Origin of the sequence: Rhabdaerophilum calidifontis (assembly GCF_008641065.1) — a bacterium.
Taxonomy (GTDB): domain Bacteria; phylum Pseudomonadota; class Alphaproteobacteria; order Rhizobiales; family Beijerinckiaceae; genus Rhabdaerophilum; species Rhabdaerophilum calidifontis.
In genome coordinates this window covers 183,198-208,050 of the sequence record NZ_VTRS01000002.1, presented here as the reverse complement: position 1 = coordinate 208,050, position 24,853 = coordinate 183,198, and the positions used below count along the sequence as shown (strand labels likewise).

Genomic DNA, 24,853 nt, shown 5'->3' with positions numbered 1-24,853 from the left:
CCGCCAATTTTGCCCAGAGGTATCGTCATGGAAAAGCCGCGGCACCAGCATTGGGTCCGGTATGGTCTGCTCGCCGCGGGGCTCGTCGCCACCGCCCCGGCAGCCCTGGCGCAGGGGACCCCGCCCGCGCCCGTGGTGGGGGCGGCACAGCCGCTCCAGCAGCGGGTGCAGCTCTGGGACGAATATACCGGCCGCTTCGTGCCCTTCGAGCAGGTCGAGGTGCGCGCGCGCGTCTCGGGTTATGTCGACAAGATCCATTTCCGCGACGGGCAGATCGTCAAGCGCGGCGATCTGCTGTTCACGATCGATCCCCGCCCCTTCCAGCTCGCGCTCGAGGCCGCGCGCGCCGAAGTGGCCCGCGCGCAGGCGCAGGTCCAGCTGGCCGAGAACGAGGTCGAGCGCGCCGAGGGGCTGATCCGCAACCAGACGATCACCGCGCGCGATGTCGACCAGCGCCGCTCGACGCTCGCGGTGCAGCGCGCCGTGCTGCTCGCGGCGGAGGCCAATGCCAAGACTGCCGAACTCAATGTCGAATGGACCGAGGTCCGCGCGCCGATCGACGGCCGCATCTCCGACAAGCGCATCGATGTCGGCAACCTGATTGCCGGCGGACAGGCCGGCGCGACGCTGCTGACGACGATCGTCCGGCTCGATCCGATCCATTTCGAATTCGACGCCTCGGAAGCCGATTTCCTCCGCTATTCGCGGCTCTCCGCCTCGGGGGACCGGCCCTCCGGCCGCAACACGGCGAACCCTGTCCAGGTCCGGCTCTCGGACGAGAAGGACTGGAAGCGCACCGGCAAGATGGATTTCGTGGACAACCGCATCAATGCCCGCTCGGGCACGATCCGCGGCCGCGCGGTCTTCGACAACGCCGACCAGCTCCTCACGCCCGGCACCTTCGGGCGGATGCGGCTCTGGGGCGGGGATGCCGACGTGCTACTGGTTCCAGATGCGGCGATCGTTTCCGACCAGGCGCGCAAGGTCGTGCTGGTGGTCGGACCCGAGAACAAGGTGGTGCCAAAGGTCGTGACCCTCGGACCGATCGCCAACGGCCTGCGCGTGATCCGCGAGGGGCTGACGGCGCAGGACAGGGTGATCATCACCGGCATCGCCAATCCGATGGTCCGGCCGGGGGCGGTGGTCAACCCGCAGCCGGCCGAGATCAAGGCCCAGAACTGACGCTTCCGCACCCGCTCCCCTCTGAAAGGATCGCGCCATGCGGTTCGCGCATTTCTTCATCAAGCACCCGATCTTCGCCTCCGTGCTCTCGATCATCATCACGATCGCCGGGTTCATCACGCTCAACGCGCTGCCGATCGCGGAATATCCCGAGATCGCGCCGCCGACGGTCAACATCACTGCGACCTATCCCGGCGCCGAAGCCAGCGTCATCGCCGACACGGTGGCGACGCCGATCGAGCAGGAGGTCAACGGCGTCGACAACATGCTCTATATCGGCTCGCAATCGACGGGTGATGGGCGGCTGTCGATCAATGTCGTGTTCAAGCCGGGCACGAATATCGACCAGGCACAGGTGCTGGTGCAGAACCGCGTCTCGGTCGCGGAACCGCGCCTTCCGGAGGAGGTGCGCCGGCTCGGCATCACCGTGCGCAAGGCCTCGCCCGACCTGATGATGGTCGTGCACATGATCTCGCCCGATGGCTCGCGCGACCAGCAATACATCTCGAACTACGCCTCGCTCTACGTGAAGGACGTGCTGGCGCGCATCGACGGCATCGGCGCGGTCAATGTCTTCGGCGCCCGCGATTACTCGATGCGCGTCTGGCTCGACCCCGGCAAGATCGCCGAGCGCAATCTGACGGCAAGCGAGGTCGTCGCGGCGCTGCGGGCCGCCAATCTCCAGGTGGCGGCCGGGGCGATCAACCAGCCGCCCGGCGCCACGCAGGGCGCGTTCCAGCTGGCGGTGAAAACGCTCGGCCGGCTCTCGGAGCCGGAGCAGTTCAACGATATCGTGGTCCGGGCGGAAGCCGACGGCTCCTATATCCGCGTGCGCGACATCGCGCGCGTCGAACTCGGCTCGCAGGATTACACGGTCAACGCCTATCTCAACAACAAGGTCGCGACCGCGATGGTGCTGTTCCAGCGCCCCGGCTCCAACGCGCTCTCGACGGCGGAGGCGGTCAAGGCGCAGATGGAGGCGATGAAGCGGGATTTCCCCGCCGGCGTCGATTATTCCATCGTCTACAACCCGACGGAATTCATCCAGGAATCGATCAACGAGGTCGTCAAGACGCTGATCGAGGCGATCCTGCTCGTCGTGCTGGTGGTGATCCTGTTCCTCCAGAGCTGGCGCGCGGCGATCATCCCGATCATGGCGATCCCGGTCTCGCTGCTCGGCGCCTTCCTGGTGATGGGCGCGGTGGGGATCTCGTTCAACACGCTGTCGCTGTTCGGGCTGGTGCTGGCGATCGGCATCGTTGTTGATGACGCGATCGTCGTGGTCGAGAATGTGGAGCGCTACCTCGCCGAGGGCATGTCGGCGCCGGAGGCCGCCCACAAGACGATGGACGAGGTCGGCTCGGCGCTGATCGCGATCGCGCTCGTGCTCTGCGCGGTGTTCATCCCCACCGCCTTCATCACCGGGCTCCAGGGCTCGTTCTACCGGCAATTCGCGGTGACCATCGCGGCGGCGACGCTGATCTCCGCCTTCGTCTCGATCACGCTCTCGCCGGCGATGGCCGCGATCCTGCTCAAGCCGCATGACGCGCACAAGGCGCCGGCCGGCGGCCTTCTCTACGTGCTGGGGGCGCCGCTGCGCGCATTCTTCCGCGGCTTCAACCGGTCCTTCCGCTTCCTCGGAGACCGCTATGCCGGGCTGACGCGACGGCTGATCCGGGTGGGCCTCCTCGTCCTGGTCGCCTATGGCGGGCTGCTCGGGCTGACCTATTTCCGGCTCGTCCAGACCCCGACCGGGCTGATCCCGCAGCTCGACCGCGGCTATTTTATCACCGCCTTCCAGCTCCCGCCCGGCGCGACGCTGGAGCGCGCCGATGCGGTGGTCCGCAGGGCGTCCGACATCCTGCAATCCCGGCCGGGCGTGCTCGATTCGGTGGCCTTCGTCGGCTTCGACGGCGCGACCTTCACCAATGCCCCCAACACCGGCGTGATCTTCGTCCGCCTCAAGGATTTCAAGGCGCGGGAGAAGGAGGGGCTCAGCTATCAGGGCATCCTCACCGATCTCCGGCGGGCGATGTTCGCAATTCCAGAAGCCTTCGTGCTGGTGATCGAGCCGCCCTCGGTGCCCGGAATCGGCACCAGCGGCGGCCTCAAGGCCTATGTCCAGGACCGGTCGGGCCGCGGGCTCCCGGCGCTGGAGGGCGCAGCCTGGGCGATGGCCGGGCCGCTCAACGCCATGCCGGGCTTCACCTCGGCCTTCACGCTGTTCAACACGCGCACGCCGCAGATCTACGCCGATATCGACCGCACCAAGGCCGAGCAGATGGGCGTGCCGATCAGCCGGATCTTCGAGACGCTCTCGATCTATATGGGCTCGGCCTTCGTCAATGATTTCAATATCCTGGGTCGTACCTTCCGGGTGACGGCGCAGGCCGACAACCCCTACCGGCTCGAATTGCGCGACGTCGCCAATCTCCGGACCCGCAACGCCACCGGCGAGATGGTGCCGATCGGCTCGATCGCTACCTTCGCGGACACGACGAGCGCCTTCCGCGTGCCGCGCTACAACCTCTACCCGGCGGCGGAGGTGCAGGTCAGTCTGGCGCGCGGCTATTCCTCGGGCGAGGCGATCCGCGTGGTCGAGAAGCTCGCGGCCGAGCGGCTGCCGCCCGGGATCGGTTTCGAATGGACCGAGATCGCGTTGCAGGAAAAGCTCGCCGGCAACACGGCGCTGCTCGCCTTCGGGCTTGCGGTGGTGTTCGTCTTCCTGCTGCTCGCGGCGCTCTACGAGAGCTGGCTGCTGCCGCTCGCGGTGGTGCTGATCGTGCCGATGTGCATCCTCGCGGCGATGATCGGCGTCGGGATCCGCGATCTCGACCGCAACATCCTGGTCGAGATCGGGCTGATCGTGCTCGTCGGCCTCGCGGCCAAGAACGCAATCCTGATCGTCGAGTTCGCCAAGCAGGCGCATGAGGCGGGCATGGGGCGCGCGGAGGCGGCGGTGGCGGCGGCGCGCACGCGCCTGCGGCCGATCATCATGACCTCGCTGGCCTTCATCCTCGGCGTGGTGCCGCTGGTCTTCGCCTCCGGCGCCGGCGCCGAGATGCGGCAATCGCTCGGTACCGCCGTCTTCGCCGGCATGCTCGGCGTGACGCTGTTCGGGCTCGTCTTCACGCCGATCTTCTACACCGTCTGCCAGGGCATCGCCGATGGCGCGGCCCGCCTGCGCCGCCGTGGCGGGCATTCATCGGACGGTCAAGGACCAGACGGCGGGCACGGGCCTGTGGGTGACGGCGCGCCGGGCCCCGCCGCCGCCGGCTGAGCCGGAGAACGGGCGGGCGCGCCGCGTCCGCCCGGAGCGGATGAACCGACCGGGTTAAGCTCGGGAGGGTTTCCTGCTCGAGAAGGTTTATTGCTCGGGAGGGTTTATTGGTCGGGGCAGCAGGATTCGAACCTGCGACCTGAAGTACCCAAAACTTCCGCGCTACCAGGCTGCGCTATACCCCGCCGGCAAGCTCTCCGGCTATCACAGCGCATCGGCCCGGACAACCGCCGCCGCTCACCGGAAGATCGGATGGATCAGCCGGTCGCCCGGGCGGAGATCGAGCCGCGCCGCGGCCCCGGCATTGAGTTCCAGCACCGCCCGCACCGGCACGCCCGATGAAATCACCCGCTCGGATTCCGGTTCCGTCCGGCTCTCGATGCGGTGGATACGGCCGTCGGCGAAGACGAAGATCATGTCGAGCGGGATATAGGTGTTCTTCATCCACATCGAGACCATCTGGTCCTGCTGGAAATCGAACAGCATGCCCTGGTCCTGCGGCATGGTGCGACGGAACATCAGGCCGCGCGCGCGCTCGTTCTCGGTGCGGGCAACCTCGACATTCACCGAATGCCGCCGCTCGCGCGAGAGGATCTCGAGCCGTTCGAGACGCGGCGCGGCGGTAAAACTGGCATTGGTCTTGCCGGCGGTATCCCAGTTCTCCCACATGCGGCCGAGATTGGAGGTGAGCGAGATCGCAACCACCCCCGCCAGCACCGCGCAGAAGCCGAGAATGAAGATGCGGCTGCGTGCAAGAGAACCGATTTTATCCCCAGGGTTGTGTTTCTGTTCGGCCATTTGCGCAAGCGCTCCCTTCTGGTTCGCTCCGTTCCCGTTTGCCGCGGCCATGGTTCTCATGGCCGACCGATTCCGTGTCACAATGATACCAGAAACCGCAGCCGGCCGCATGCGTGGGCATCGGCCGCCCGCGCGCGCGGTTAATGCGAGCTTGGCGGGTTGCCCTTCTCCGGCAACCGGACCTCGGACGCCATCAGCCCCTTGGGGCCGTTGCCGAAGCGGACATAGACCGTCTCGCCCGGCGTCAGCTCGGCGATGCCGGTGCGGCGGAGCGTTTCCATATGGACGAAGATATCCTCCGTGCCATCGCCCCGTGTCACGAAGCCGAAGCCGCGCAGCCGGTTGAACCATTTGACGACCGTGCGCTCGAAACCGCCCGTCGGCGTCACCTGGACATGGGTCCGGGCCGGCGGCAATTGCGAGGGATGCGTCGCGGTCGTCACATCCATCGAGAGGATGCGGAACGCCTGATATCCGCGCGGCCGTTCAAGCGCCTCGCAGACGATGCGCGCACCTTCGGGGGCGGATTGATAGCCGTCGCGGCGCAGGCAGCTCACATGGAGCAGGACATCGGCCATGCCGTTATCCGGAACGATGAAGCCGAAACCTTTCGAAACGTCGAACCACTTGATGCGCCCGGAAATCTCGACCAGATCGAGCGGCTGGTCGTCCTGGCGGGTCTCCTGATCGCGCGCGGCGCCCGGGACCATGAACCGGCTGCCGAACCCCTTCGCTCCGAAATCGTCACCCATCGCTACCCGAGGCCCGCTATCGTTGCGCCGCGTGTTCGGGACCGCTCCGGGGTTCTTCAGGACCTGGAGACAGGCGAACGCACGACGAATCTTTCTCCTGCGTTAACCATAGCATCCATTCCCGGCTTGTCAGCAATCCCGGAAGGCGGGGCCGCGCAATCATGCGGGGATAACCCCGCGCCGCCCGTCCCGACAGAGCACGCGGCGCCGTTCAGCGGCCAAGCGCGGCGGCCTCGGCCGCGAGCCAGGTGATGGCGGCGAAATCACCCGCCTCCAGCGCCGCTTTCGGCACGATCCAGGACCCGCCGACGCAGAGGATGTTCTTCTGCGCGAGATAGGCCGGCGCGTTCTGCGGGCCGATCCCGCCCGTGGGGCAGAAGCGCAGTTCCGCGAGCGGCCCGGCGACGGATTTCAGGTAATCGAGCCCGCCGGCGGCCTCGGCGGGGAAGAATTTCAGCTCGCGGAAGCCGAGTTCCATCAGCGTCAGCATCTCGGAGACGGTCGCCGCACCCGGCAGCACGGGCAGGCCGCTCTCGGCGGTTGCCCGCGCCATGCGCGCGCTGGTGCCGGGGGTGACGAGGAAGCGCGCGCCGGCATCGCGCGCCTCGCCGATCTGCGCCGGCGTCAGCACCGTGCCGATGCCGAGCACCACCTCCGGGCATTGCGCGGCGATCGCCTCGCAGGCGCGCAGCGCGGCCTCGGTGCGCAGCGTGACCTCGATGACGTCGAGCCCGCCGGCGGCGAGCGCACGCGCCAGCGGCACGGCATGCTCGACGTGCTCGATCGTCAGCACGGGGACGACGCGCGCGCCGCGCAGCAGCGGCGAGAACAGGGGCAGGCTCGACATGGCGGCTCCTCGGAAGCAGTCCGGCCCGGACGGAACGGAGTGACGGCGGGTCGGGACGGGCGGAAACCGCCCCTTGCGGCGCGGCGCTGCCGGCCTATTTCCCCCGCGCCGCCTGCGTTATTGCCAAGCCTCCCGCTGCCCGCAAGCCCCGAAAGGATCTCCGGCATGGAATACCTGCACACGATGGTCCGGATCCGCGATGTCGAGGCGAGCCTCCGCTTCTATTGCGGCGCGCTCGGCCTGGTCGAAACGCGCCGGATCGACAACCCGCAAGGCCGGTTCACGCTGATCTTTCTCGCGGCGCCCGGCGATGTCGAGCATGCCAAGGCGCACAAATCGAAAGAACTGGAACTCACCTACAACTGGGACGACGAGGAATATGCCGGCGGGCGGAATTTCGGCCATCTCGCCTATCGCGTCGACGATATCTACGCCACCTGCGCGCATATCCAGGCCGCGGGCTACACGATCCACCGCCCGCCGCGCGAAGGCCGGATGGCGTTCGTGAAGAGCCCGGACGGGATTTCGGTCGAACTCCTCCAGAAGGGCGAGGCCCTGCCGGTGGCAGAGCCCTGGGCAAGCATGCCCAATACCGGCACCTGGTGAAGGCGCGGCGGGTCCTCAGGCTGCGCTGATCTTATCTAGGAACCCCGACACCTGGGCGGAGAGCAGGTCAATCTGCCGGCTCATATCGTGACTGGCCGCCAGCAGGCGGTCGGAATGACCGGCAACAGCCTCTGTCGCACCAGCGACCCCTTCGATATTCCGCGTGACGTCACGGGTGCCGGTCGATACTTCCTGCGCGCTTTGTGCGATCTCGTCGGTCGCCTGTTTCTGCTGCGCAACGGATTCCGCGATCGCTGAAGCGAAATCGTTGAGGCGGCCGATGACCTCGGTGATCGCACCGATCGCCCCGGCGGACAATTCGGTCGAATGCTGGATGGCCGCGATCTGGCCCGAAATGTCGGCGGTGGCCTTCGCGGTCTGGGTTGCAAGCTGCTTCACTTCCGCAGCAACCACGGCGAAGCCGCGCCCCGATTCACCCGCGCGCGCAGCCTCAATAGTCGCATTGAGTGCGAGCAAGTTGGTTTGGCTCGCAATGGATTCAATGAGCCCGACGACCAAGCCTATCTTCTGCGCTGCCTGAAGCAATTCGCTGATCTGCCGCGCGGTGGTATCGGCGGAGGTCATTGCCTCCGCCGCGACCCGGCTCGCCTCGCCCGCCTTGAGCGCGATATCATCGATCGAAGCAGCCAGTTCTTCCGAAGCGGCGGCGACTGTGTTGACACTGAGTGACGCCTGCTCTGCCGCGGCAGCAATCATGGTTGATTGCGAATTGGTCTTCTCTGCCATGGAGGCAACCTCTCGGGCGATGCCCTCAAGGGAGGTGGTCGCCTCTGCGGTATCCACGACGATCGGACGGATGCGATTGTTAAACTCCTGTGCAATGTTCTCGATCGCCTGTTGCCGGTCTCGCTGCATGGCACGCTCGTACACATGGATCACGCAATCCATGTCGAGCATTGCCAGTGTGATGAAGGCGCCGGCCAATTCCGCAAACCGGTTGCGACCAAACAGTCCGGAGCAATGTTTCTTGGCCATGCGCTCGATCACAGAGGCGACGACAAAGCGATATCCCCCAATATAGGCGGAAATTGAAAGCCCGAGCTTGTTATGAACTTCCCCGGTGCGCCGGACAGACGCAAAATAATCTCCGTCAAACTTCGCGTCCGTTATCATATCCCAATGCTTCAATTGCATTTTTTGAGCGTAATTTCGCCGCTCATCATTCTCAAAAATTCTATAAATATCAGGTATTTTTATAATATGCACATAAAAATCATCAAGAACAGCGGATACATGCTCTATTATTTCTTTTTTGTTTGAAACAATAGTTTTCAAAATGCCTTCGTCTATGTTGTACATCTTAAATAGATTGAGCTTATATTGATCAAATTCAACCTTGGACATAACAGAAGCCCCACCTCTGCGTTTCATACAGTTTTGCATATCATGTTTTACTGATTAACAATCTATAAAAGTCATATTTATTCAGCGTGTTCTAGTATACTGAATTCAAAATTAGATCAAGTCAAAATCACTACCCTTAGGTTGAACTTTTTGGGGCATTTCTACCTGAGCGTGCTTTTGTTTCCCTTTCAGAATCGATCTGCATATTTTTTGAGCAGGGAGCGGGGAACAAGCTAAAATTGCGCTTGCGCAATTTTAGCTTGGTTTTGTGCAATTCACGCGCGCAACCTTGCCTTTGATTGCGCCTTTCCTGCGGCTTCACGCCGCGCCGAACCCGCCGGGCGTCGGCGTCTCGATGATGATCGCCTCGCCCGGTTCGAGCCAGGTCTGGTCGCAGCCCTTGAGGGTTTCGATCCGCCCGTCCGCCCGGCGCACGCTGTTGCGGCCGACGAGCCCCGGCGAACCGCCCGCGAGCCCGAAAGGTGGAACACGGCGATGGCCGGAGAGCAGCGCGCATTCCATGCGCTCGCGGAAGCGGATGCGGCGATGCGTGCCGTCGCCGCCGCGCCATTGCCCCGCCCCGCCCGAGCCGCGGCGGATGTGGAAATCCTCCAGCACCACGGGGAAGCGCAATTCGAGGATTTCCGGATCGGTGAGACGGCTGTTCGTCATATGGGTATGGACGCCCGGCGTGCCGTGCCAGCCGGGGCCGGCGGGCGAACCGGAACAGATCGTCTCGTAATATTGATAGGTCTCGTTGCCGAAGGTGAGGTTGTTCATCGTTCCTTGCGCCGCCGCCATGGCGCCCAGCGCGCCGAACAGGCAGTTCGTCACCGCCTGGGAGACCTCGACATTGCCCGCAACCACGGCGGCGGGGTAGCGCGGCGAGAGCATCGAGCCCTCCGGCACGATGATGCGGATGGGGCGCAGGCAGCCCGCATTCATCGGGATCATGTCCTCCACCATCACGCGGAAGACATAGAGCACCGCCGCACGCGTCACCGGTTCGGGCGCGTTGAAATTGTCGGCGCGCTGCGGCGAGGTGCCGGTGAAATCGACCGTTGCTTCCCGCTTCTCGCGATCAACGCTGATCTTCACGCGGATGAAGCAGCCCTGGTCCATCTCGTATTCGAAGGATGAATCATGCAGCCGCGCCACGACACGCGCGACGCTCTCGGCGGCATTGTCCTGCACATGGCCCATATAGGCCTCGACGACATCGAGGCCGAACGACTCGATCATCCGTTCGAGTTCGGCGACCCCCTTGGCGTTGGCCGCGATCTGCGCCTTGAGGTCGTTGACGTTCTGGACGACGTTGCGCACCGGATATCGCGCGCCGGTCAGCAGCCTCACCAGCGCCTCCTCGCGGAATTCGCCCTGGTCCACCAGCTTGAAATTGTCGATATAGACGCCCTCTTCCTCGATATTGGTGGCGAGCGGCGACATCGAGCCGGGGGCAATGCCGCCGATATCGGCATGATGGCCGCGGCTCGCGACCCAGAAGAGCAGCCTCTCGCCTCTGGAATCGAAGACCGGCGTGCAGACCGTGATGTCCGGCAGATGCGTGCCGCCGTTATAGGGCGCGTTGATCGCGTAGACATCACCGGGCAGGATGGTGGCGTTGTTGCGGATGATGCTCTCCACCGAACGGTCCATGGAGCCCAGATGCACCGGCATATGCGGCGCGTTGGCGACCAGCCGCCCGTCGCGGTCGAAAACCGCGCAGGAGAAATCGAGCCGCTCCTTGATGTTCACCGAATAGGCGGTGTTCTGAAGCGCCACCCCCATCTGCTCGGCGATCGACATGAAGAGATTGTTGAAGATCTCGAGCAGAACCGGATCGGCACCCGCGCCGCCGCCCGCGCCGGTGCCGATCGCCTTCTCCCGCAGCAGGGCCTCGCCGCGCGTCAGCACGACATGATCCTTCGCGGTGAGCTGCGCCGACCAGCCGGGCTCGACGACGATCGTCTGGTTCGGTTCGATCAGGATCGCCGGGCCGGTGATCCGTGCGCCGGGCGCGAGGCGATCGCGCAGGAAAATGCCCGCCTCGCGCCAGGCGCCTTGCGAATAGAAGCGCGTGCGCGACACCGGCTCCGGCCGGTGCTCCGGCGCCGGCGCGGCGGGCTCCTCGAAGCCGGCGCCGCCGCCGACGGCCTCGACCGAGATCGCCTCGATGACGACCGATTTCGCCGAATCCGTGAAGCCGAACCGCGCACGATGCGCGGCCTCGAACCGCGCGCGCAGCGCCTGGGGGCCGTCCCCCGCATTCCAGACGATATCGATGGGGCTGTCGGTGCCGGCATAGCGCAGATGCAGCGCCGTCACGAGGCGGATCGCCTCCGGCGCCACGCCCTGCCCAGCGACCTCGGCCAAAGCCTCGGCGCCGATTCCGGCCGCGGCCGCGGCAACGCGCGCGCCGACATCGCCGGCGAGCGGCGCCTCCACCGCCATCTGCCGCGTCGCGCGGATCGCCGCGAGCCCCATTCCATAGGCCGAGAGCAGGCCCGAGAACGGATGGATCAGGATTTCGCGCATGCCGAGCTGATCGGCGACGAGGCAGGCATGCTGGCCGCCGGCGCCGCCGAAGCAGTTGAGCGCGTAGCGGGTGACGTCATAGCCGCGCTCGACCGAGATTTTCTTGATGGCATTGGCCATGTTCATCACCGCGATGGCGATGAAGCCGTCGGCGATCTCCTCGGCGCTCTTGCCGGGCAGCGCCGCCGCCAGCGCCGCGAATTTCCGCCGCACCGCCTCGACATCCAGCGGCTCGTTCCGCTTCGGGCCGAAGATCGCCGGGAAATATGCGGGATCGAGCTTGCCGACCATGACATTGGCATCCGTCACCGCAAGGGGGCCGTCATTGCGGTAGCAGGCGGGGCCGGGATTGGCACCGGCCGAATCCGGCCCGACGCGGAAGCGGGCGCCGTCGTAATGCAGGATCGAGCCGCCGCCCGCCGCCACCGTGTGGATGCGCATCATCGGCGCGCGCATGCGCACCCCGGCCACCTCGGTCTCGAAGGCGCGCTCGAAGGCACCGTCGTAATGCGCGACATCGGTCGAGGTGCCGCCCATGTCGAAGCCGATCACCCGGCCAAACCCGGCCGCGCGGCCGGTTTCCGCCAGCGCGACCACCCCGCCGGCGGGGCCGGACAGGATCGCATCCTTGCCCTGGAACAGGTCCGCCGCCGTGAGCCCGCCCGAGGACATCATGAACATCAGCCGGATGCCGGTGCGCGCGACATCCAGCTCCTCGGAGACCTGCCGGACATAACGGGCCAGAATCGGCGAGAGATAGGCATCGACCACCGTGGTGTCGCCGCGCCCGACGAGCTTGATCAGCGGCGAGACCTCGTGGCTGACCGAGACCTGCGCGAAGCCGAGCCGGCGCGCGATGGCCGCCACGCGCGCCTCATGCGCCGGATAGCGATAGGCATGCATGAACACGATGGCGATCGCCTCGACCCCGCGCGCCTTCAGCGCCGCAAGCGCCGCCTCGGCCTCGGCCTCGTCGAGCGGCGTTTCCACCGTGCCGTCGGCCAGGACGCGCTCGGCGATCTCGACCGCCTCGGCATAGAGCAGTTCCGGCTTCATAATCGCCTTGGCGAAGATGTCCAGCCGCGCCTGATACCCGAGTTCGAGCGCATCGCGGAAGCCGCGCGTGGTGACGAGCACCGTGCGCTCGCCCTTGCGTTCCAGCAGCGCATTGGTGGCGACGGTGGTGCCCATCCGCACCTCGCCGACCAGCCCCGCGGGGATCGGCGCGCCGGCCGCAAGCCCGAGCAATTCGCGGATGCCCTGCACGGCAGCATCGCGGTAGACGCGCGGATTTTCCGAGAGCATCTTCCTGGCATGCAGCTTGCCAGCAGGATCCCGGCCGATGACATCGGTGAAGGTTCCGCCGCGATCGATCCAGAAATCCCAGACCTTTCCGGTTGCTGCGATCGATTGCGCCATGGCTGACCCCTCCCGGATTATGCCCTCTTTATGCCTCACTCTTAAAACGTCGATAATTTGTTGACAAGATCACTCTTTCAGGGCACCGTTCACCAATGCTGCTTTAGGCTGCCCAGGGCTGCCCCGCGAGCAGCCGGGGAACCGGCGTCAAGACCGGCCAGAAGGGAGAACCGCATGCGGCATGCGGGTGAAGCAGGCGGGGGGACGGCATCCTTGCCGCATGAGACGGCCCCGGAGGCGGCGCGCGCCGCGATCCGCGCGGGGCGACATTCCGGCTCCACCGCCGGCATGGCACCCGGCTTCGTCCAGGGCAATCTCGCGATCCTGCCGCGGGCGCTCGCCGGTGATTTCCTGCGATTCGCGCTGCGCAATCCCAAATCCTGCCCGATCATCGGCATGAGCGAGCCCGGCTCGCCGCATGTGCCGGCGCTCGGCGCCGGGATCGATCTGCGGACCGACCTGCCGCGCTACCGCGTCTGGCGGAACGGCGAATGCATCGCAGAGCCGGCCGAGATCCGCGAATTCTGGCGCGACGATCTGGTCGCCTTCGTCATCGGATGCAGCTTCTCCTTCGAGGAAGCGCTGATCGAGGACGGGATCCCGCTGCGCCACATCGCCTGCGGCAGCAATGTCGCGATGTACCGCACCAGCATCGCCTGCGCGCCGGCCGGCCCCTTCGCCGGGCCGATGGTGGTCTCGATGCGGCCGCTCAGACCGGCGGATGCGATCCGCGCGATCCAGATCACCTCGCGCTTTCCGGCCGTGCACGGCGCGCCGGTGCATATCGGCATGCCGGCGATGATCGGCATCGCCGATCTCGCCCGGCCCGATTACGGCGATCCGGTCGAGATCCGGGCGGATGAATTGCCGGTCTTCTGGGCCTGCGGCGTCACCCCGCAGGCGGTGATCGCGGCGGCGCGGCCGGATTTCGCCATCACGCATTATCCGGGATCGATGCTGATCACGGATATCCGCAATTCGAAACTCGCCGCATTATAGCAGCTGGTGCAACCGGGAGCCCGATCCCCTGCCGGGTTCCCAGAAACAGGGAGATCAGGGATGAACTCGACCCTCCACGCCGCGATCCTCGCCGGCTTCGCACTCATCGCCGCGCCGGCCATGGGCCAGACCAAATGGGACATGCCGACCCCCTATTCGGACGGCACGTTCCAGACCGTCAATGTCCGCGCCTTCGTCGAGGATGTGAAGAAGACGACCGGCGGCAAGCTCGACATCACGGTGCATTCGAACGCGAGCCTCGTGAAGATGCCGGAGATGAAGCGCGCCATCCAGTCGGGCCAGGCGCCGATCGGCGAGATCCTGATCTCGGTGCTCGCCAACGAGGATGCGATGTTCGGCTTCGAGAGCGTGCCGGGCCTTGCCACCTCCTATGAAGCGGCGCGCAAGCTGCACAACCTCGCCAAGCCCTATATCGCCGCGCGGCTCGAGAAGCAGGGCATGATGTATCTCTACTCGGTCGCCTGGCCGCCGCAGGGCGTCTACACCAAGAAGGAGATCAAGGCGCTCGCCGATCTCAAGGGCACGAAATTCCGCTCCTACAACCCGGCGACGGCGCGCTTCATCCAGCTTGTCGGCGCGGTGCCGACGACGATCCAGGTGCCGGAGATCGCGCAGGCCTTCCGCACCGGCGTGCTCGACGCGATGATCACGTCCGGTGCCACCGGCGTCGACCAGCAGGCCTGGGATTACCTCAGCCATTACTACGACACGCAGGCCTTCCTGCCGCAGAACCTCGTCTTCGTGAACAAGCGCGCCTTCGATGCCCTGCCCGAGGATGTCCGCAAGGGCGTGCTGGAGGCCGCCGCCCGCGCCGAGGATCGCGGCTGGAAGATGAGCCAGGATCTCAACGAGGGCTACAAGAAGACGCTTGCCGAGAAGGGGATCAAGGTCAATCCGGCCAGCGACGCCATGAAGGCCGAGCTGAAGGCAATCGGCGCGACCATGGCCAAGGAATGGGCCGCCAAGGCCGGCGCGGATGGCGAGAAGCTTCTCGCCGATTTCGCGAAGTAAGCCCGATCCGGCGTTCCCTCCCGCGGCGACGCCGCGCGGGGGAGCGCCCCCTCCCCCCTGATGCGAGGTGATGCGCCATGCGACGCGCACTCGATGCCCTTTATGCCTGCGCGGCCTTCGTCGCCGCCGCGAGCCTGGTGACGATCGCGCTGCTGGTCCTGGCCCAGGTCGGGCTGCGCGCGCTCGGCAGCCAGCTTCCCTCCGCCGATGATTTCGCCGGTTTCGCGCTTGTCGCGACGACGATCGTCGGCCTTGCGCCGGCCTATCGCCGCAACGCGCATATCCGCGTCGGGTTGCTGATCGAGCGCTTCCCGCTCGGCTATCCCGTGCGCCGGGCACTGGAGCGGGGGGTGACGGCGGTCTCGGCGCTGCTTGTCGGCTGGGCGGCGTGGCACACGATCCGCTTCGTCCACGAGAGCTATGTCTACAACGAGATCAATCAGGGCCTCGTTGCGGTGAAGCTCTGGTATCCGCAGAGCCTGATGGCCTTCGGCCTGCTCGTCTTCTTCGTCGCGCTCCTCGACGATCTCGTCACCGATCTTGCCGGCGGGACGCAGAGCCACCTCGCCGCCCATGCCGGCGACGCCATGCCGGTCGAGAAGTGAGGCCGCCATGGAACCCGCCACCGCCGCCCTCGTGCTGATCGGCCTGATGCTCGTGATCCTCGCCTCGGGCATCTGGATCGGGCTCGCGCTCGGGCTCGTCGGCTTTGTCGCCTTCGCGCTGATGACCAAGGCCGATCCCGCCCTCTCCTTCGCGCCCACGATCTGGGGCTCGATGAATTCCTGGACATTGACCGCCCTGCCGATGTTCATCTGGATGGGCGAGATCCTGTTCCGGTCCTCCCTTTCCGACGACATGTTCCGCGGGCTCGCCCCGTGGATGCAGCGCCTGCCGGGGCGGCTCCTGCACACCAATGTCTTCGGCTGCGGCATCTTTGCGGCGATCTCCGGCTCATCGGCCGCGACCGCCGCCACGATCGGCCGGATGACGATCCCCGAACTGCGACGGCGTGGCTATGACGATTTCATGAATATCGGCTCGCTTGCCGGCTCCGGCACGCTCGGGCTGCTCATTCCGCCCTCGATCATCCTGATCGTCTACGGCGTGGCGGCGGAGGTCTCGATCGCGCGGCTGTTCATCGCCGGCATCGTTCCGGGCATCGTGCTGATGCTGATCTTCTCCGCCGTGCTGATCGGCTGGGCGCTGATGCATCCGGACAAGGTGCCGCCACCCGATCCGCCGATGACGCTCGGCGAGAAGCTGCACGAGAGTCGCCGCCTCATCCCGATCGTCGGGCTGATCGCGCTGGTGCTCGGCTCGATCTATTCCGGCATCGCCACCCCGACCGAGAGCGCCGTGCTCGGCGTGCTCGGCGCGCTGGCGCTGACGCTCGCGACCGGCACCTTCTCCTGGGCGATGTTCCGCGACAGCGTGCTCGGCGCCGTGCGCACCAACGCGATGATCGGCATCATCCTCGCCGGCGCCGCCTTCCTCACGGTGGCGATGGGCTTCACCGGCCTGCCGCGGCTCTTCGCGGAATGGATCAACGCGCTTGGCCTCAGCAAGTTCGGGCTGATCATGGCGCTGATGGTCGTCTATCTCGTCCTCGGCTGCCTGATCGACGGCATCTCGATGGTGGTGCTGACGGCGGCGGTGGTCATGCCGGCGGTGAAGGCGGCGGGGATCGATCTCGTCTGGTTCGGCGTCTTCGTCGTGCTCGTGGTCGAGATGGCGCAGATCACGCCGCCGGTCGGGTTCAACCTCTATGTGCTGCAAGGCTTGACCGGGAAGAACATGGGCTATATCGCCCTTGCCGCCCTGCCGTTCTTCCTGGCGATGATCGGGATGGTCTTTCTCATCATCCTGTTTCCGGATCTGGTATCCTGGCTGCCGAACCAGATGCTCGGCGTGAAGTGAGGGCTGCGCATGGCCAAGGGCGGGACACCGGAACCGGAGGCGGCGGCCGAGCCGCCGCTCCGCGCGTTGCTCGGTCCGATCGTCTCCTCCGCGCATCTCGCCGCGGGCGCGAGTCCGGCGCTGTCCGAATTCGAGTTCGGACTGATCCTCGTCGGCCATGCCTTCGACCGCTGGATGGTGCGCTGCATGGCCGCTGCCGGCGTCAAGGATTGCTCGCCGCTTGACGTGCTGGTGCTGCACACCGTCAACCATCGCGGACGGGCGAAGCGCCTCGCCGATATCTGCCTCGTCCTCAATGTCGAGGATACCCACACGGTCGCCTACGCGCTCAAGAAGCTCGAACGGCTGCGGCTGGTGAAATCCGGCCGCGCGGGCAAGGAGAAATCGGTCACCATCACGCCGGAGGGCGAAGCCGCCTGCCTGCGCTATCGCGAGATCCGCGAGGCGCTGCTGGTGCGGGCCGTCCGCTCGCTCGGGCTCGACGAGGCGGTGCTGCACGATGTGGCGCAGCGGATGCGGGCGCTGTCCGGCCATTACGACCAGGCCGCGCGCGCCGCCGCGAGCCTCTAGCGGGATCCTGCCCGGCCCGGCGAGCCTGCCCGGAGCCGCCGGGCGCGGCGAGGCGCCTCAGGCGCCGTTGGCGTGGAGATAGATCGCGTAGAGCGAGGTGGTGGCGGTGATGAAGAGCCGGTTCCGCTTCGCGCCGCCGAAGCAGAGATTGGCGACGACCTCCGGCACCAGGATCGTGCCGAGATGGGCGCCGTCGGGCGCATGGACATGCACGCCCTCGCCGGTCGATGTCCAGAGATTGCCGGCGGAATCGAGCCGGAACCCGTCATAGAGCCCGGCCGGACAGGTGGCGAACAGCCGCGGCGCGCCGAGGCTCCGGCCATCGGCCGAAACCGGATAGGCGTGGATCGTCGCCGGCAGACCGGGCCGGTGGGTGGCGCCGGTATCGGCGATGTAGAGGATCGTCTCGTCGGGCGAGAAGGCGAGCCCGTTCGGCTGCACCCGATCGGTCGCGACCGCCGTTACCGTGCCGTCGGGGTCGATGCGGTAGACATGCGCGGCCCCGATCTCGGAGGCCGCGCGGTGGCCCTCGTAATCGCTGTCGATGCCGTAGGTCGGGTCCGAGAACCAGATCGAGCCGTCGGATTTCGCGACCACATCGTTCGGGGAATTGAACCGGTGCCCGCCGAACCGCTCGGCCAGCACGGTGATGCGGCCGTCATGCTCGGTGCGCGTCACGCGCCGGTTGCCGTGCTCGCAGGAGACCAGCCGGCCGGCGCGGTCGCGCGTATGGCCGTTGGCGAAGCCCGCCGGCTGGCGGAACACCGAGACATGGCCGTCCGCCTCGTCGAGGCGCAGGATGCGGTCGTTCGGGATGTCGGAGAAGAGGAGCGAGCGGAAGGCCGGGAACCAGGCCGGTCCCTCCAGCCAGCGTCCGCCGGTCCAGAGCCGTTCGAGCCGGGCCGAGCCGGCGATCAGCGCGCGGAAGCGCGGGTCCCGTTCCACATAATCCGACATGCCGCCCCCCTTGTTCCCGGGTCGGCAGGGAAGGCCGGCCGGCGTCGCCTGTCAAGCCGCGCCCGCCGGCGCGGCGGCGGCGAGGAAGCCGCCCGATTGCCGCGACCAGAGATCGGCATAGAGCCCGCCGAGCGCCAGCAGCGCGCGGTGGTTGCCCTCCTCGATGATGCGGCCGGAATCGATCACGATGAGCCGGTCCATCGCCTGGAGGGTCGAGAGCCGGTGGGCGATGGCGATCACGGTCTTGCCGCGCATCAGCCGTTCGAGATTCTCCTGGATCGCCGCCTCGACCTCGGAATCGAGCGCGCTCGTCGCCTCGTCGAGCACGAGGATCGGCGCGTCCTTGAGGATGACGCGGGCGAGGGCGATGCGCTGGCGCTGGCCGCCGGAGAGCTTGACACCGCGCTCGCCGACATGGGCGTCGTAGCCGCGCCGGCCCTTCCAATCCGAGAGATGGGGGATGAAATCGGCGGCGTGCGCCTCCTCCGCCGCGCGGATGATCTCGGCCATGGTCGCGTCCGGCCGGCCATAGGCGATGTTCTCGGCGATCGAGCGGTGCAGCAGCGCGGTATCCTGCGTCACCATCGCGATCCGCCGGCGGAGCGAATCCTGGGTGACGCCGGCGATATCCTGCCCGTCGACGAGGATATGGCCGGAATCGGGATCGTGGAAGCGCAGCAGCAGGTTCACGAGCGTGGATTTCCCGGCGCCGGAGCGGCCGACGAGCCCGACCTTCTCCCCCGCCGCGACCGTGAAGCGCATGTCGTGCACCACCGGCAGGGAGCGGCCGTAGCCGAAGGTCACGCCCTCGAACGCCACCGCACCCTGCGTGACGATGAGCGGTCGCGCATCCGGCCGGTCGAGCAGCGCCACCGGCGCGGCGATCGATTCCATGCCTTCCTGGACGATGCCGATATTCTCCATGATCCCGGCGATCTCCCAGGCGATCCAGTTCGAGGCCCGCAGCAGGGTCAGCACCAGCGTCATCGCCATCGCGAAGGCGCCGACCTCGATTAGCCCGCGCGCATAAAGCGCGATGCCGATCGCGGCCGTGGCCGAAAGCGTCGTCGCCGAAAGCGCGACGAGCGAGGCCGAAAAGCCGACCTGGAGGCGCTGCTGCGCCTGGAACAGGGCGTTCGCCTCGCGCACGGCCGCGGCCATATAGGCATCGTCGCGGGCACGCTCGCCGAACAGCTTCAGGGTCTGGATGTTGCCGAAGGCATCGACGATCCGCCCCATCAGCAGGGAGCGGCCCTCCGAGGCAGCCTGCGCCCGCACGCGCTGATGCGGCAGGAAATGCCGCAGCAGCAGCATGTAGAGCAGCGACCAGACGAGGATCGGCATCGCCATCCGCCAGTCCTGCGCGCCGATCAGGCCGAACGCGCCGAGACCATAGGCGCCGATATAGACGACCGACTGGATGGCCGACATCGTCGCCTGTCGGATCGCGCCGCCCGATTGCATCACGCGGTTCGCGAGCCGGCCCGCGAAATCGTTCTGGAAGAAGGTCAGGCTCTGGCGGGCGATCCGGCTGAAGAACTGCCAGCGCATCCGGCTCTGCCAGCCCGGCTCGACGCCGACGCGCGCGAAGGCATAGCCGGCGATGAAGATGCCCGGCCGGATGACGAGCAGCGTCGCCAGCATCGCCATGAAGACGGGCCAGCCCTCCTCGACAAGCCGCTCGCGGGGAATGGTCGCGAGCATGTCGAGAATGCGGCCGAGAAAATAGGGCAGGATCGCGTCGAAGACGGCGTCGAGAACCGAGAAGCCAAGCACGACGAGGAGCGGGCCGCGCACATCCTTGAGATGCGCCGCCAGGAACGGCCAGAGCCGCGCCGGCGGCGGCGTGCCGGCGGGCGGGACGATCGGATCGACAAGCCGCTGGAGGCGGGCGAAAACCGCGCTGAGCATGACGGGCACCGGGAAGGGGTGACCCGCGGCTGAATCGGGTCCTGTCGGGAAATCTTAGTCGGGACGCGCGACGGGTCCAGCCCCTCAGGCGTGCAGAACCTGTCAGGATGCGGCAGCAGAGGCGCAGGCAGGCCCCCGCCGGGGGCCGGCGCGCTTGACGCCCCGCTTCGCCGGCGGCAAGCCTGAACGCCGATATCTGTGCCTGATGCCGCAGCACCGAACACCCCGGCGCCGGATCTGGCCGGTCCGCGATGATGATGGCCGAGAGCGAGACGATCCCCGACCCCGCGGCGGCGACGGTCCGCAAGATCATCCATGTCGACATGGATGCCTTCTTCGCCGCAGTCGAGCAGCGCGACGATCCGGCGCTCTGCGGGCTTCCGGTGGCGGTGGGCGGCGATTCCCCGCGCGGCGTCGTCGCGGCGGCGAGCTACGAGGCGCGCCGCTTCGGGGTGCGCTCGGCGATGCCGGCGGTGACCGCGCGGCGCAGATGCCCAGACCTCGTCTTCGTCAGGCCGCGCTTCGATGTCTACCGCGCCGTTTCGCTGCAGATCCGCGCCATTTTCGCCGATTACACCGATCTCATCGAGCCGCTCAGCCTCGACGAGGCCTATCTCGACGTCACCGCCAACCGGCGCGGTCATCCGAGCGCCACCGCGATCGCAGAGGAGATCCGCGCCCGCATCCGCGCCGAGACGCGGCTCACCGCCTCGGCCGGGATCTCCTACAACAAGTTCCTCGCCAAGCTCGCCTCGGAGCACAACAAGCCGGACGGGCTCCATGTCATCCCGCCGCGCCTCGGCGCGGCCTTCGTCGCGGCGCTGCCGGTGGCGAAGTTCCACGGCGTCGGCCCGGCGACGGCGGCGCGGATGAACCGGCTCGGCATCACAACCGGCGCCGATCTCGCCGCCTGCCCCCTTGCCGTCCTCGAGACGCATTTCGGCAAATCAGGCCGGTTCTTCCACGATATCGCGCGCGGGATCGACCTGCGTCCGGTGCGGCCGGACCGGGTGCGCAAATCGCTCGGCGCGGAGGATACATTCTTCACGGATATCTTCGCGCTCGACCATGCCCGCACCGAAATGCGGCCGATCACCGCCAAGGTCTGGGCGGCGGCGACCCGGAACCGGATCCATGCCCGCACCGTCACGCTCAAGGCGAAATACGCCGATTTCCGCGTCGTCACGCGCTCGCGCACCCTGCCGGTGCCGATCGGCTCGGAATCCGAACTCGTCTGGCTGACGGACGCGCTGCTCGCGCCGCTCTTCCCCACCGATCTCGGATTCCGGCTGTTCGGCGTCACGCTCTCGACGCTCGGCGGCGCGGGCGAGCCGGAGGCGCCGGCGAACGGCCAGCTCGCGCTCGATTTCTGAGCAAGCCCGGCAGCCGGACAAAAAAGGCCGCCGGAACGAGCCGGCGGCCAGGAATCGCCCCGGAAAAGGGGAGTTAGAAATTCCGGAGCGATGTCTCCTTGTTGAAGGGCGCGAGGATCTCGTCGGCAGCCTTCTGCGCGGCGACGAGCGCTTCCTTCGGCGACTTCTTGCCCGAAAGCACGGCCTGAACCTCATCCTCCAGCGCCTTGCGCACGGGCACGGTCTTGAAGGTCGCGAACCACGGCCGGGCATGGACAAGCTGGTTGACCGCCACCTGCGCCTGCGGCCGCTTGGCGAGATATTCCTTCATCTCGGCGGTGTCGTAGGCCGCCATGTTCGGCGCGAAATAACCCGTCGCGCGGCTCCACCAGCCGCTCTTCTCGGGGCCGGTCATCCACTTGATCATGGTCCAGGCCGCGTCACGCCGCGCCCCCTCGACGCCGGCCGGGATGATCAGCGACGCGCCGCCGATCGCCACCGCATTGCGGACATTCTTCGGCACGAAGCCGACCTCGACCGGGAACTTGGCGTTGTTCAGCACATGGGTCAGCGAGCCGGTCGAGAGGAGCATCATCGCCGACTGGCCGGCGAGGAACGAGGTGGTGACCGCGGGACCCGCGACGACGCCGCCGGGCGTGACCTTGTGCTTCTGGATGAGATCATTCCAGAAGGTCACGGCACCGAGCATCGAGGGCGTGTCGTAATAGACCTCGCCGGCGAAATCCTCGTTGTAGTAGCGGCCGCCATTCGACATCGTCAGCGCGGTGACCATCCAGCCGAGGTAATCGTAATTGCCGGGGATCGAGAGACCCCAGCGCGTCACCTTGTCGCCCTCGCGCTTCGTGAGCTTCTTGGCGGTCTCGACCAGTTCGCCCCAGGTCTGCGGCGGCTTCTTCGGGTCAAGGCCGGCTTCCTTGAAATGGTCGGCGTTGATGTAAAGGAGCGGGGTCGAATTGTGGAACGGCACCGCGTAGACCGATCCGTCGAGCACGGCGTTGCCGCGCAGGGCCGGCCAGAACTGGCCCATGAACTTCTCGTTGGTCGAGCCGTCCTTGGCGATCAGCGCGTCGAGGCTCGAAACCTCGTTCTCGATCTTCAGGTCGGTGATGAAATTCGCGCTCATGATCACGGCCGCCGGCGGCTTGCCGGCCTTCATCGCGGCGCGGGTCTTGATCAGCGTCTCGTCATAGGAGCCGGTGAACACCGCCGTCGCCTTGATGGCGGGGTGCTTGTCGTTGAACTCCTTGATCATCGCGTTCATGTCGCGGGCGAGCTGGCCATCGACCGGAACGGGGAAGAAAAGCTCGATCTCGGTCGGCGCCTGCGCGAGGGCGGCGCCGCCGAGCAGCGAGGCGGCGAAGGCCGCGCCGAGGGCGGTTCTGCGGGTGAGGGTCATGGATGGCTCCCTATTTGATGCCGGAGGAAACGAAGGAATTCACGAAGCGCCGCTGGAAGGCGAGGAAGCCGAGCGCGAGCGGCGCGATCACGAACAGCGTGCCGGCGGCGATGACGCCCCAGGCCTGCGCCCCCTCCTGCCCGCGCGTGAAGCTCGCGAGCCCCACGGTCAGCGGGCGGTTGTCGGGCGAATTGATTACCATCAGCGGCCAGAGGAACTCGTTCCAATGGCTCGTCACCGAGACGATGGCGAAGGCGATGAAGGCCGGCCGGGCGAGCGGCGCGTAGACGAAGCGGATGCGCTGGAGCGTCGTCGCGCCGTCGATCAGCGCCGCCTCCTCCAGTTCGCGCGGGATCGCCTGGAAGGCCTGCCGCATCAGGAAGGTGCCGAAGGCCGAGGCGAAATACGGCGCCATCACCCCCAGCAGCGTGTCGTAGAGGCCGAGCCGCGCCACCATCTTGAGGTTCGGCACGATCAGCACAACCGGCACCAGCATCAATTGCAGCAAGAAGATGTAGAACAGCGCCCGCCGGCCGGGGAATTCGAGCCGGGCGAAGGCATAGCCCGCGAGCGTGATCGTCACGAGCTGCACCGCCAGGATTCCGAAGGCGATGATCGCGGTGTTGAGCGTGTAGCGCGGGAAATCCGCCGAGGCCCAGGCTTCCGCGAAATTCTCCATGACCGGCCAGGTATCGGGGATCAGCGAGGCCATGCCCGCGCCGCCATAGGCCCCGGGGCGGAAGGCCGCGACCAGCATCCAGAGGAACGGCGTCACCCAGAGCAGCGCCAGCACCACGACGAGGCCGAAGCCGAGCTTCGGCGTCAGCTCGTGCCGCGTGGCAAGCGGAAGATCCGGCGTGAGACGTGCCAGCGCGCGGGCACCGCCGATCCTCAAGCCTGCCGCCCTCATGCCGCCCTCCCGCCGAAGGCGCGTTCGAGAGTGCCGAGCGAGGCGAAGGTCAGCGCCAGCAGCGCGAGCAGCGAGAGCACCGTCGCCGCCGAGGCGCGGCCGACATCGTAGCTCTCGACCGCCTGCTGGTAGATGTAGAACAGGACGAGATTGGTGGCCTCGGACGGCCCGCCCTTGGTCAGCACGAAGACATGATCGACCTGCGTCACGATGTTAAGCAGCGCGATCACCGCGACGAAGGCAATCGTCGGCTTGAGATAGGGCAGCGTCACATAGCGCAGCCGCTGCCAGGGCGTCGCGCCGTCGAGATGCGCGGCCTCGTAGGATTCCGGCGGCACGGATTGCAGCCCGGCCAGGAAGAACAGCATGTAATAGCCGGCATTCTTCCAGATCGTCACGCCGGCGATCGACAGGAGCGCGATATCCGGATCGCCGAGCCAGTTCGGCGGATTGGCGACGAGCCGGCCGAGATAATGGTCGAGCAGCCCGACTCCGGGCAGAAAGATGAACAGGAACAGCGACGCCGCCGCCACCAGCGGCACCAGGACCGGGAAGAACAGCATCGAGCGCAGCGCGCTGTTGAGGCGGCTCGACCGCGCAAGCGCCATCGCGAAGACCAGCGCGAGCCCCAGGCTCGGCACCAGCGTCACGATCGCAAAGATCAGGTTGTTGATCAGCGCCCGCCGGAAGGAGGGATCCGCCAGAACCGCCTCGTAATTGGCGAGGCCGGCGAAGACGGTGGCGCCGCCGGCGCCCGCACCCTGACGGATCTGGAGCGAATCCCAGCCAAGCTGGAGCAGTGGGCCGTAGGTGAACAGCGCGAGAATGATGAGCGAGGGCAGGAGCAGCACGAGCGCGAGCCCGCCCTGCCCGATGCCGGAACCAGGCACCGCCCCGGCACGTCGCGTCGCGCGGCGCGCCGGGCGCACATAGCCCGGATGCGTCAGATCGGTCATCGGCCCCCGCTCCTCGGAAACAGCCCGGGAAACACCAAGCCTCCC

Annotated in this window: 19 protein-coding genes and 1 tRNA gene; 9 read left to right on the top strand and 11 right to left on the bottom strand. The window is 66.8% G+C overall.

The genetic code is table 11. From position 1 onward, the window contains the following. The first annotated feature begins 27 nt into the window (after positions 1–27). Both FWJ24_RS05680 and FWJ24_RS05675 read left to right on the top strand, forming a co-directional pair. The gene (locus FWJ24_RS05680) at positions 28–1,182 is read left to right on the top strand and encodes an efflux RND transporter periplasmic adaptor subunit (protein WP_150286838.1); all 1,155 of its coding nucleotides are present in this window, start codon (positions 28–30) and stop codon (positions 1,180–1,182) included. A gap of 37 nt (positions 1,183–1,219) precedes the next feature. Further along, positions 1,220–4,462 (top strand): efflux RND transporter permease subunit, encoded by a 3,243-nt coding sequence (locus FWJ24_RS05675; RefSeq protein ID WP_150286837.1) that lies wholly within the window; start codon positions 1,220–1,222, stop codon positions 4,460–4,462. Positions 4,463–4,570: 108 nt separating this feature from the next. Here FWJ24_RS05675 and FWJ24_RS05670 read toward each other — a convergent pair. The 4 genes from FWJ24_RS05670 to eda all read right to left on the bottom strand — a co-directional run bounded on the left by FWJ24_RS05670 (position 4,571) and on the right by eda (position 6,859). Then, positions 4,571–4,647 (bottom strand) — tRNA-Pro (locus FWJ24_RS05670). 52 nt (positions 4,648–4,699) lie between these two features. Further along, entirely contained in the window at positions 4,700–5,260 is a 561-nt protein-coding gene (locus FWJ24_RS05665) for a DUF192 domain-containing protein (RefSeq protein WP_246155556.1), read from the bottom strand. A gap of 140 nt (positions 5,261–5,400) precedes the next feature. Continuing rightward, entirely contained in the window at positions 5,401–6,012 is a 612-nt protein-coding gene (locus FWJ24_RS05660) for a cold-shock protein (protein ID WP_150286836.1), read from the bottom strand. Between the two features lie 211 nt (positions 6,013–6,223). Continuing rightward, a complete protein-coding gene (eda, locus tag FWJ24_RS05655) occupies positions 6,224–6,859 on the bottom strand; it encodes a bifunctional 4-hydroxy-2-oxoglutarate aldolase/2-dehydro-3-deoxy-phosphogluconate aldolase (protein WP_150286835.1) in 636 nt (211 codons plus the stop codon). A 165-nt stretch (positions 6,860–7,024) separates the two neighbouring features. On the opposite strand from eda, the gene FWJ24_RS05650 reads away from it, so the two are divergent. Further along, positions 7,025–7,465, top strand: a complete 441-nt coding sequence (locus tag FWJ24_RS05650) for a VOC family protein (RefSeq protein WP_150286834.1) — start codon at positions 7,025–7,027, stop codon at positions 7,463–7,465. A gap of 15 nt (positions 7,466–7,480) precedes the next feature. Here FWJ24_RS05650 and FWJ24_RS05645 read toward each other — a convergent pair whose 3' ends face one another. Both FWJ24_RS05645 and FWJ24_RS05640 read right to left on the bottom strand, forming a co-directional pair. Then, positions 7,481–8,830: a globin-coupled sensor protein gene (locus FWJ24_RS05645; RefSeq protein ID WP_166443596.1), complete on the bottom strand. Its 1,350-nt coding sequence runs from the start codon at positions 8,828–8,830 to the stop codon at positions 7,481–7,483. Positions 8,831–9,148: 318 nt separating this feature from the next. After that, positions 9,149–12,784 carry a hydantoinase B/oxoprolinase family protein gene (locus tag FWJ24_RS05640; protein ID WP_150286832.1) on the bottom strand — a complete coding sequence of 1,212 codons (3,636 nt, stop codon included), beginning with the start codon at positions 12,782–12,784 and terminating at the stop codon, positions 9,149–9,151. Positions 12,785–12,958: 174 nt separating this feature from the next. On the opposite strand from FWJ24_RS05640, the gene FWJ24_RS05635 reads away from it, so the two are divergent. The 5 genes from FWJ24_RS05635 (at position 12,959) to FWJ24_RS05615 (ending at position 17,305) form a co-directional block, all read left to right on the top strand. Further along, positions 12,959–13,783: a putative hydro-lyase gene (locus FWJ24_RS05635; protein ID WP_150286831.1), complete on the top strand. Its 825-nt coding sequence runs from the start codon at positions 12,959–12,961 to the stop codon at positions 13,781–13,783. A gap of 60 nt (positions 13,784–13,843) precedes the next feature. Further along, positions 13,844–14,815, top strand: a complete 972-nt coding sequence (locus FWJ24_RS05630; protein ID WP_150286830.1) for a TRAP transporter substrate-binding protein — start codon at positions 13,844–13,846, stop codon at positions 14,813–14,815. 77 nt (positions 14,816–14,892) lie between these two features. Then, positions 14,893–15,420, top strand: a complete 528-nt coding sequence (locus FWJ24_RS05625) for a TRAP transporter small permease (protein WP_150286829.1) — start codon at positions 14,893–14,895, stop codon at positions 15,418–15,420. Between the two features lie 7 nt (positions 15,421–15,427). Further along, positions 15,428–16,735, top strand: coding sequence for a TRAP transporter large permease (locus FWJ24_RS05620; RefSeq protein WP_150286828.1), 1,308 nt, complete (start codon positions 15,428–15,430; stop codon positions 16,733–16,735). A 9-nt stretch (positions 16,736–16,744) separates the two neighbouring features. Next, positions 16,745–17,305: a winged helix DNA-binding protein gene (locus FWJ24_RS05615; protein ID WP_150286827.1), complete on the top strand. Its 561-nt coding sequence runs from the start codon at positions 16,745–16,747 to the stop codon at positions 17,303–17,305. 57 nt (positions 17,306–17,362) lie between these two features. Here the strand turns inward: FWJ24_RS05615 and FWJ24_RS05610 are convergent, their stop codons facing one another. Continuing rightward, positions 17,363–18,262 (bottom strand): SMP-30/gluconolactonase/LRE family protein, encoded by a 900-nt coding sequence (locus FWJ24_RS05610; RefSeq protein WP_150286826.1) that lies wholly within the window; start codon positions 18,260–18,262, stop codon positions 17,363–17,365. Between the two features lie 51 nt (positions 18,263–18,313). Then, the gene (locus tag FWJ24_RS05605) at positions 18,314–20,173 is read right to left on the bottom strand and encodes an ABC transporter ATP-binding protein (RefSeq protein ID WP_150286825.1); all 1,860 of its coding nucleotides are present in this window, start codon (positions 20,171–20,173) and stop codon (positions 18,314–18,316) included. Between the two features lie 251 nt (positions 20,174–20,424). Here FWJ24_RS05605 and dinB point away from each other — a divergent pair, with 251 nt between their 5' ends. Further along, positions 20,425–21,546 carry a DNA polymerase IV gene (gene dinB, locus FWJ24_RS05600; RefSeq protein WP_150286824.1) on the top strand — a complete coding sequence of 374 codons (1,122 nt, stop codon included), beginning with the start codon at positions 20,425–20,427 and terminating at the stop codon, positions 21,544–21,546. 73 nt (positions 21,547–21,619) lie between these two features. On the opposite strand, the gene FWJ24_RS05595 is transcribed toward dinB, so the two are convergent. The 3 genes from FWJ24_RS05595 to FWJ24_RS05585 are packed head-to-tail and all read right to left on the bottom strand — an operon-like array spanning position 21,620 to position 24,808. Further along, positions 21,620–22,942, bottom strand: a complete 1,323-nt coding sequence (locus FWJ24_RS05595; RefSeq protein ID WP_150286823.1) for an ABC transporter substrate-binding protein — start codon at positions 22,940–22,942, stop codon at positions 21,620–21,622. Between the two features lie 10 nt (positions 22,943–22,952). Further along, complete coding sequence (locus tag FWJ24_RS05590; protein WP_150286822.1) at positions 22,953–23,852, bottom strand: carbohydrate ABC transporter permease; 900 nt, start codon at positions 23,850–23,852, stop codon at positions 22,953–22,955. Further along, positions 23,849–24,808, bottom strand: a complete 960-nt coding sequence (locus FWJ24_RS05585) for a carbohydrate ABC transporter permease (RefSeq protein ID WP_150286821.1) — start codon at positions 24,806–24,808, stop codon at positions 23,849–23,851. The genes FWJ24_RS05590 and FWJ24_RS05585 overlap by 4 nt, the downstream gene beginning before the upstream one ends. Between the last annotated feature and the right edge of the window lie 45 nt (positions 24,809–24,853).

Coding starts and splice junctions, on each gene's coding strand:
- FWJ24_RS05680 (WP_150286838.1), top strand. CDS start 28: ATGGAAAAGCCGCGGCACCAGCATTGGGTCCGGTATGGTCTGCTCGCC.
- FWJ24_RS05645 (WP_166443596.1), bottom strand. CDS start 8,830: ATGTCCAAGGTTGAATTTGATCAATATAAGCTCAATCTATTTAAGATG.
- FWJ24_RS05595 (WP_150286823.1), bottom strand. CDS start 22,942: ATGACCCTCACCCGCAGAACCGCCCTCGGCGCGGCCTTCGCCGCCTCG.
- FWJ24_RS05590 (WP_150286822.1), bottom strand. CDS start 23,852: ATGAGGGCGGCAGGCTTGAGGATCGGCGGTGCCCGCGCGCTGGCACGT.
- FWJ24_RS05665 (WP_246155556.1), bottom strand. CDS start 5,260: ATGGCCGAACAGAAACACAACCCTGGGGATAAAATCGGTTCTCTTGCA.
- FWJ24_RS05635 (WP_150286831.1), top strand. CDS start 12,959: ATGCGGCATGCGGGTGAAGCAGGCGGGGGGACGGCATCCTTGCCGCAT.
- FWJ24_RS05625 (WP_150286829.1), top strand. CDS start 14,893: ATGCGACGCGCACTCGATGCCCTTTATGCCTGCGCGGCCTTCGTCGCC.
- FWJ24_RS05615 (WP_150286827.1), top strand. CDS start 16,745: ATGGCCAAGGGCGGGACACCGGAACCGGAGGCGGCGGCCGAGCCGCCG.
- FWJ24_RS05585 (WP_150286821.1), bottom strand. CDS start 24,808: ATGACCGATCTGACGCATCCGGGCTATGTGCGCCCGGCGCGCCGCGCG.
- FWJ24_RS05675 (WP_150286837.1), top strand. CDS start 1,220: ATGCGGTTCGCGCATTTCTTCATCAAGCACCCGATCTTCGCCTCCGTG.
- FWJ24_RS05630 (WP_150286830.1), top strand. CDS start 13,844: ATGAACTCGACCCTCCACGCCGCGATCCTCGCCGGCTTCGCACTCATC.
- dinB (WP_150286824.1), top strand. CDS start 20,425: ATGATGATGGCCGAGAGCGAGACGATCCCCGACCCCGCGGCGGCGACG.
- FWJ24_RS05605 (WP_150286825.1), bottom strand. CDS start 20,173: ATGCTCAGCGCGGTTTTCGCCCGCCTCCAGCGGCTTGTCGATCCGATC.
- eda (WP_150286835.1), bottom strand. CDS start 6,859: ATGTCGAGCCTGCCCCTGTTCTCGCCGCTGCTGCGCGGCGCGCGCGTC.
- FWJ24_RS05610 (WP_150286826.1), bottom strand. CDS start 18,262: ATGTCGGATTATGTGGAACGGGACCCGCGCTTCCGCGCGCTGATCGCC.
- FWJ24_RS05640 (WP_150286832.1), bottom strand. CDS start 12,784: ATGGCGCAATCGATCGCAGCAACCGGAAAGGTCTGGGATTTCTGGATC.
- FWJ24_RS05650 (WP_150286834.1), top strand. CDS start 7,025: ATGGAATACCTGCACACGATGGTCCGGATCCGCGATGTCGAGGCGAGC.
- FWJ24_RS05660 (WP_150286836.1), bottom strand. CDS start 6,012: ATGGGTGACGATTTCGGAGCGAAGGGGTTCGGCAGCCGGTTCATGGTC.
- FWJ24_RS05620 (WP_150286828.1), top strand. CDS start 15,428: ATGGAACCCGCCACCGCCGCCCTCGTGCTGATCGGCCTGATGCTCGTG.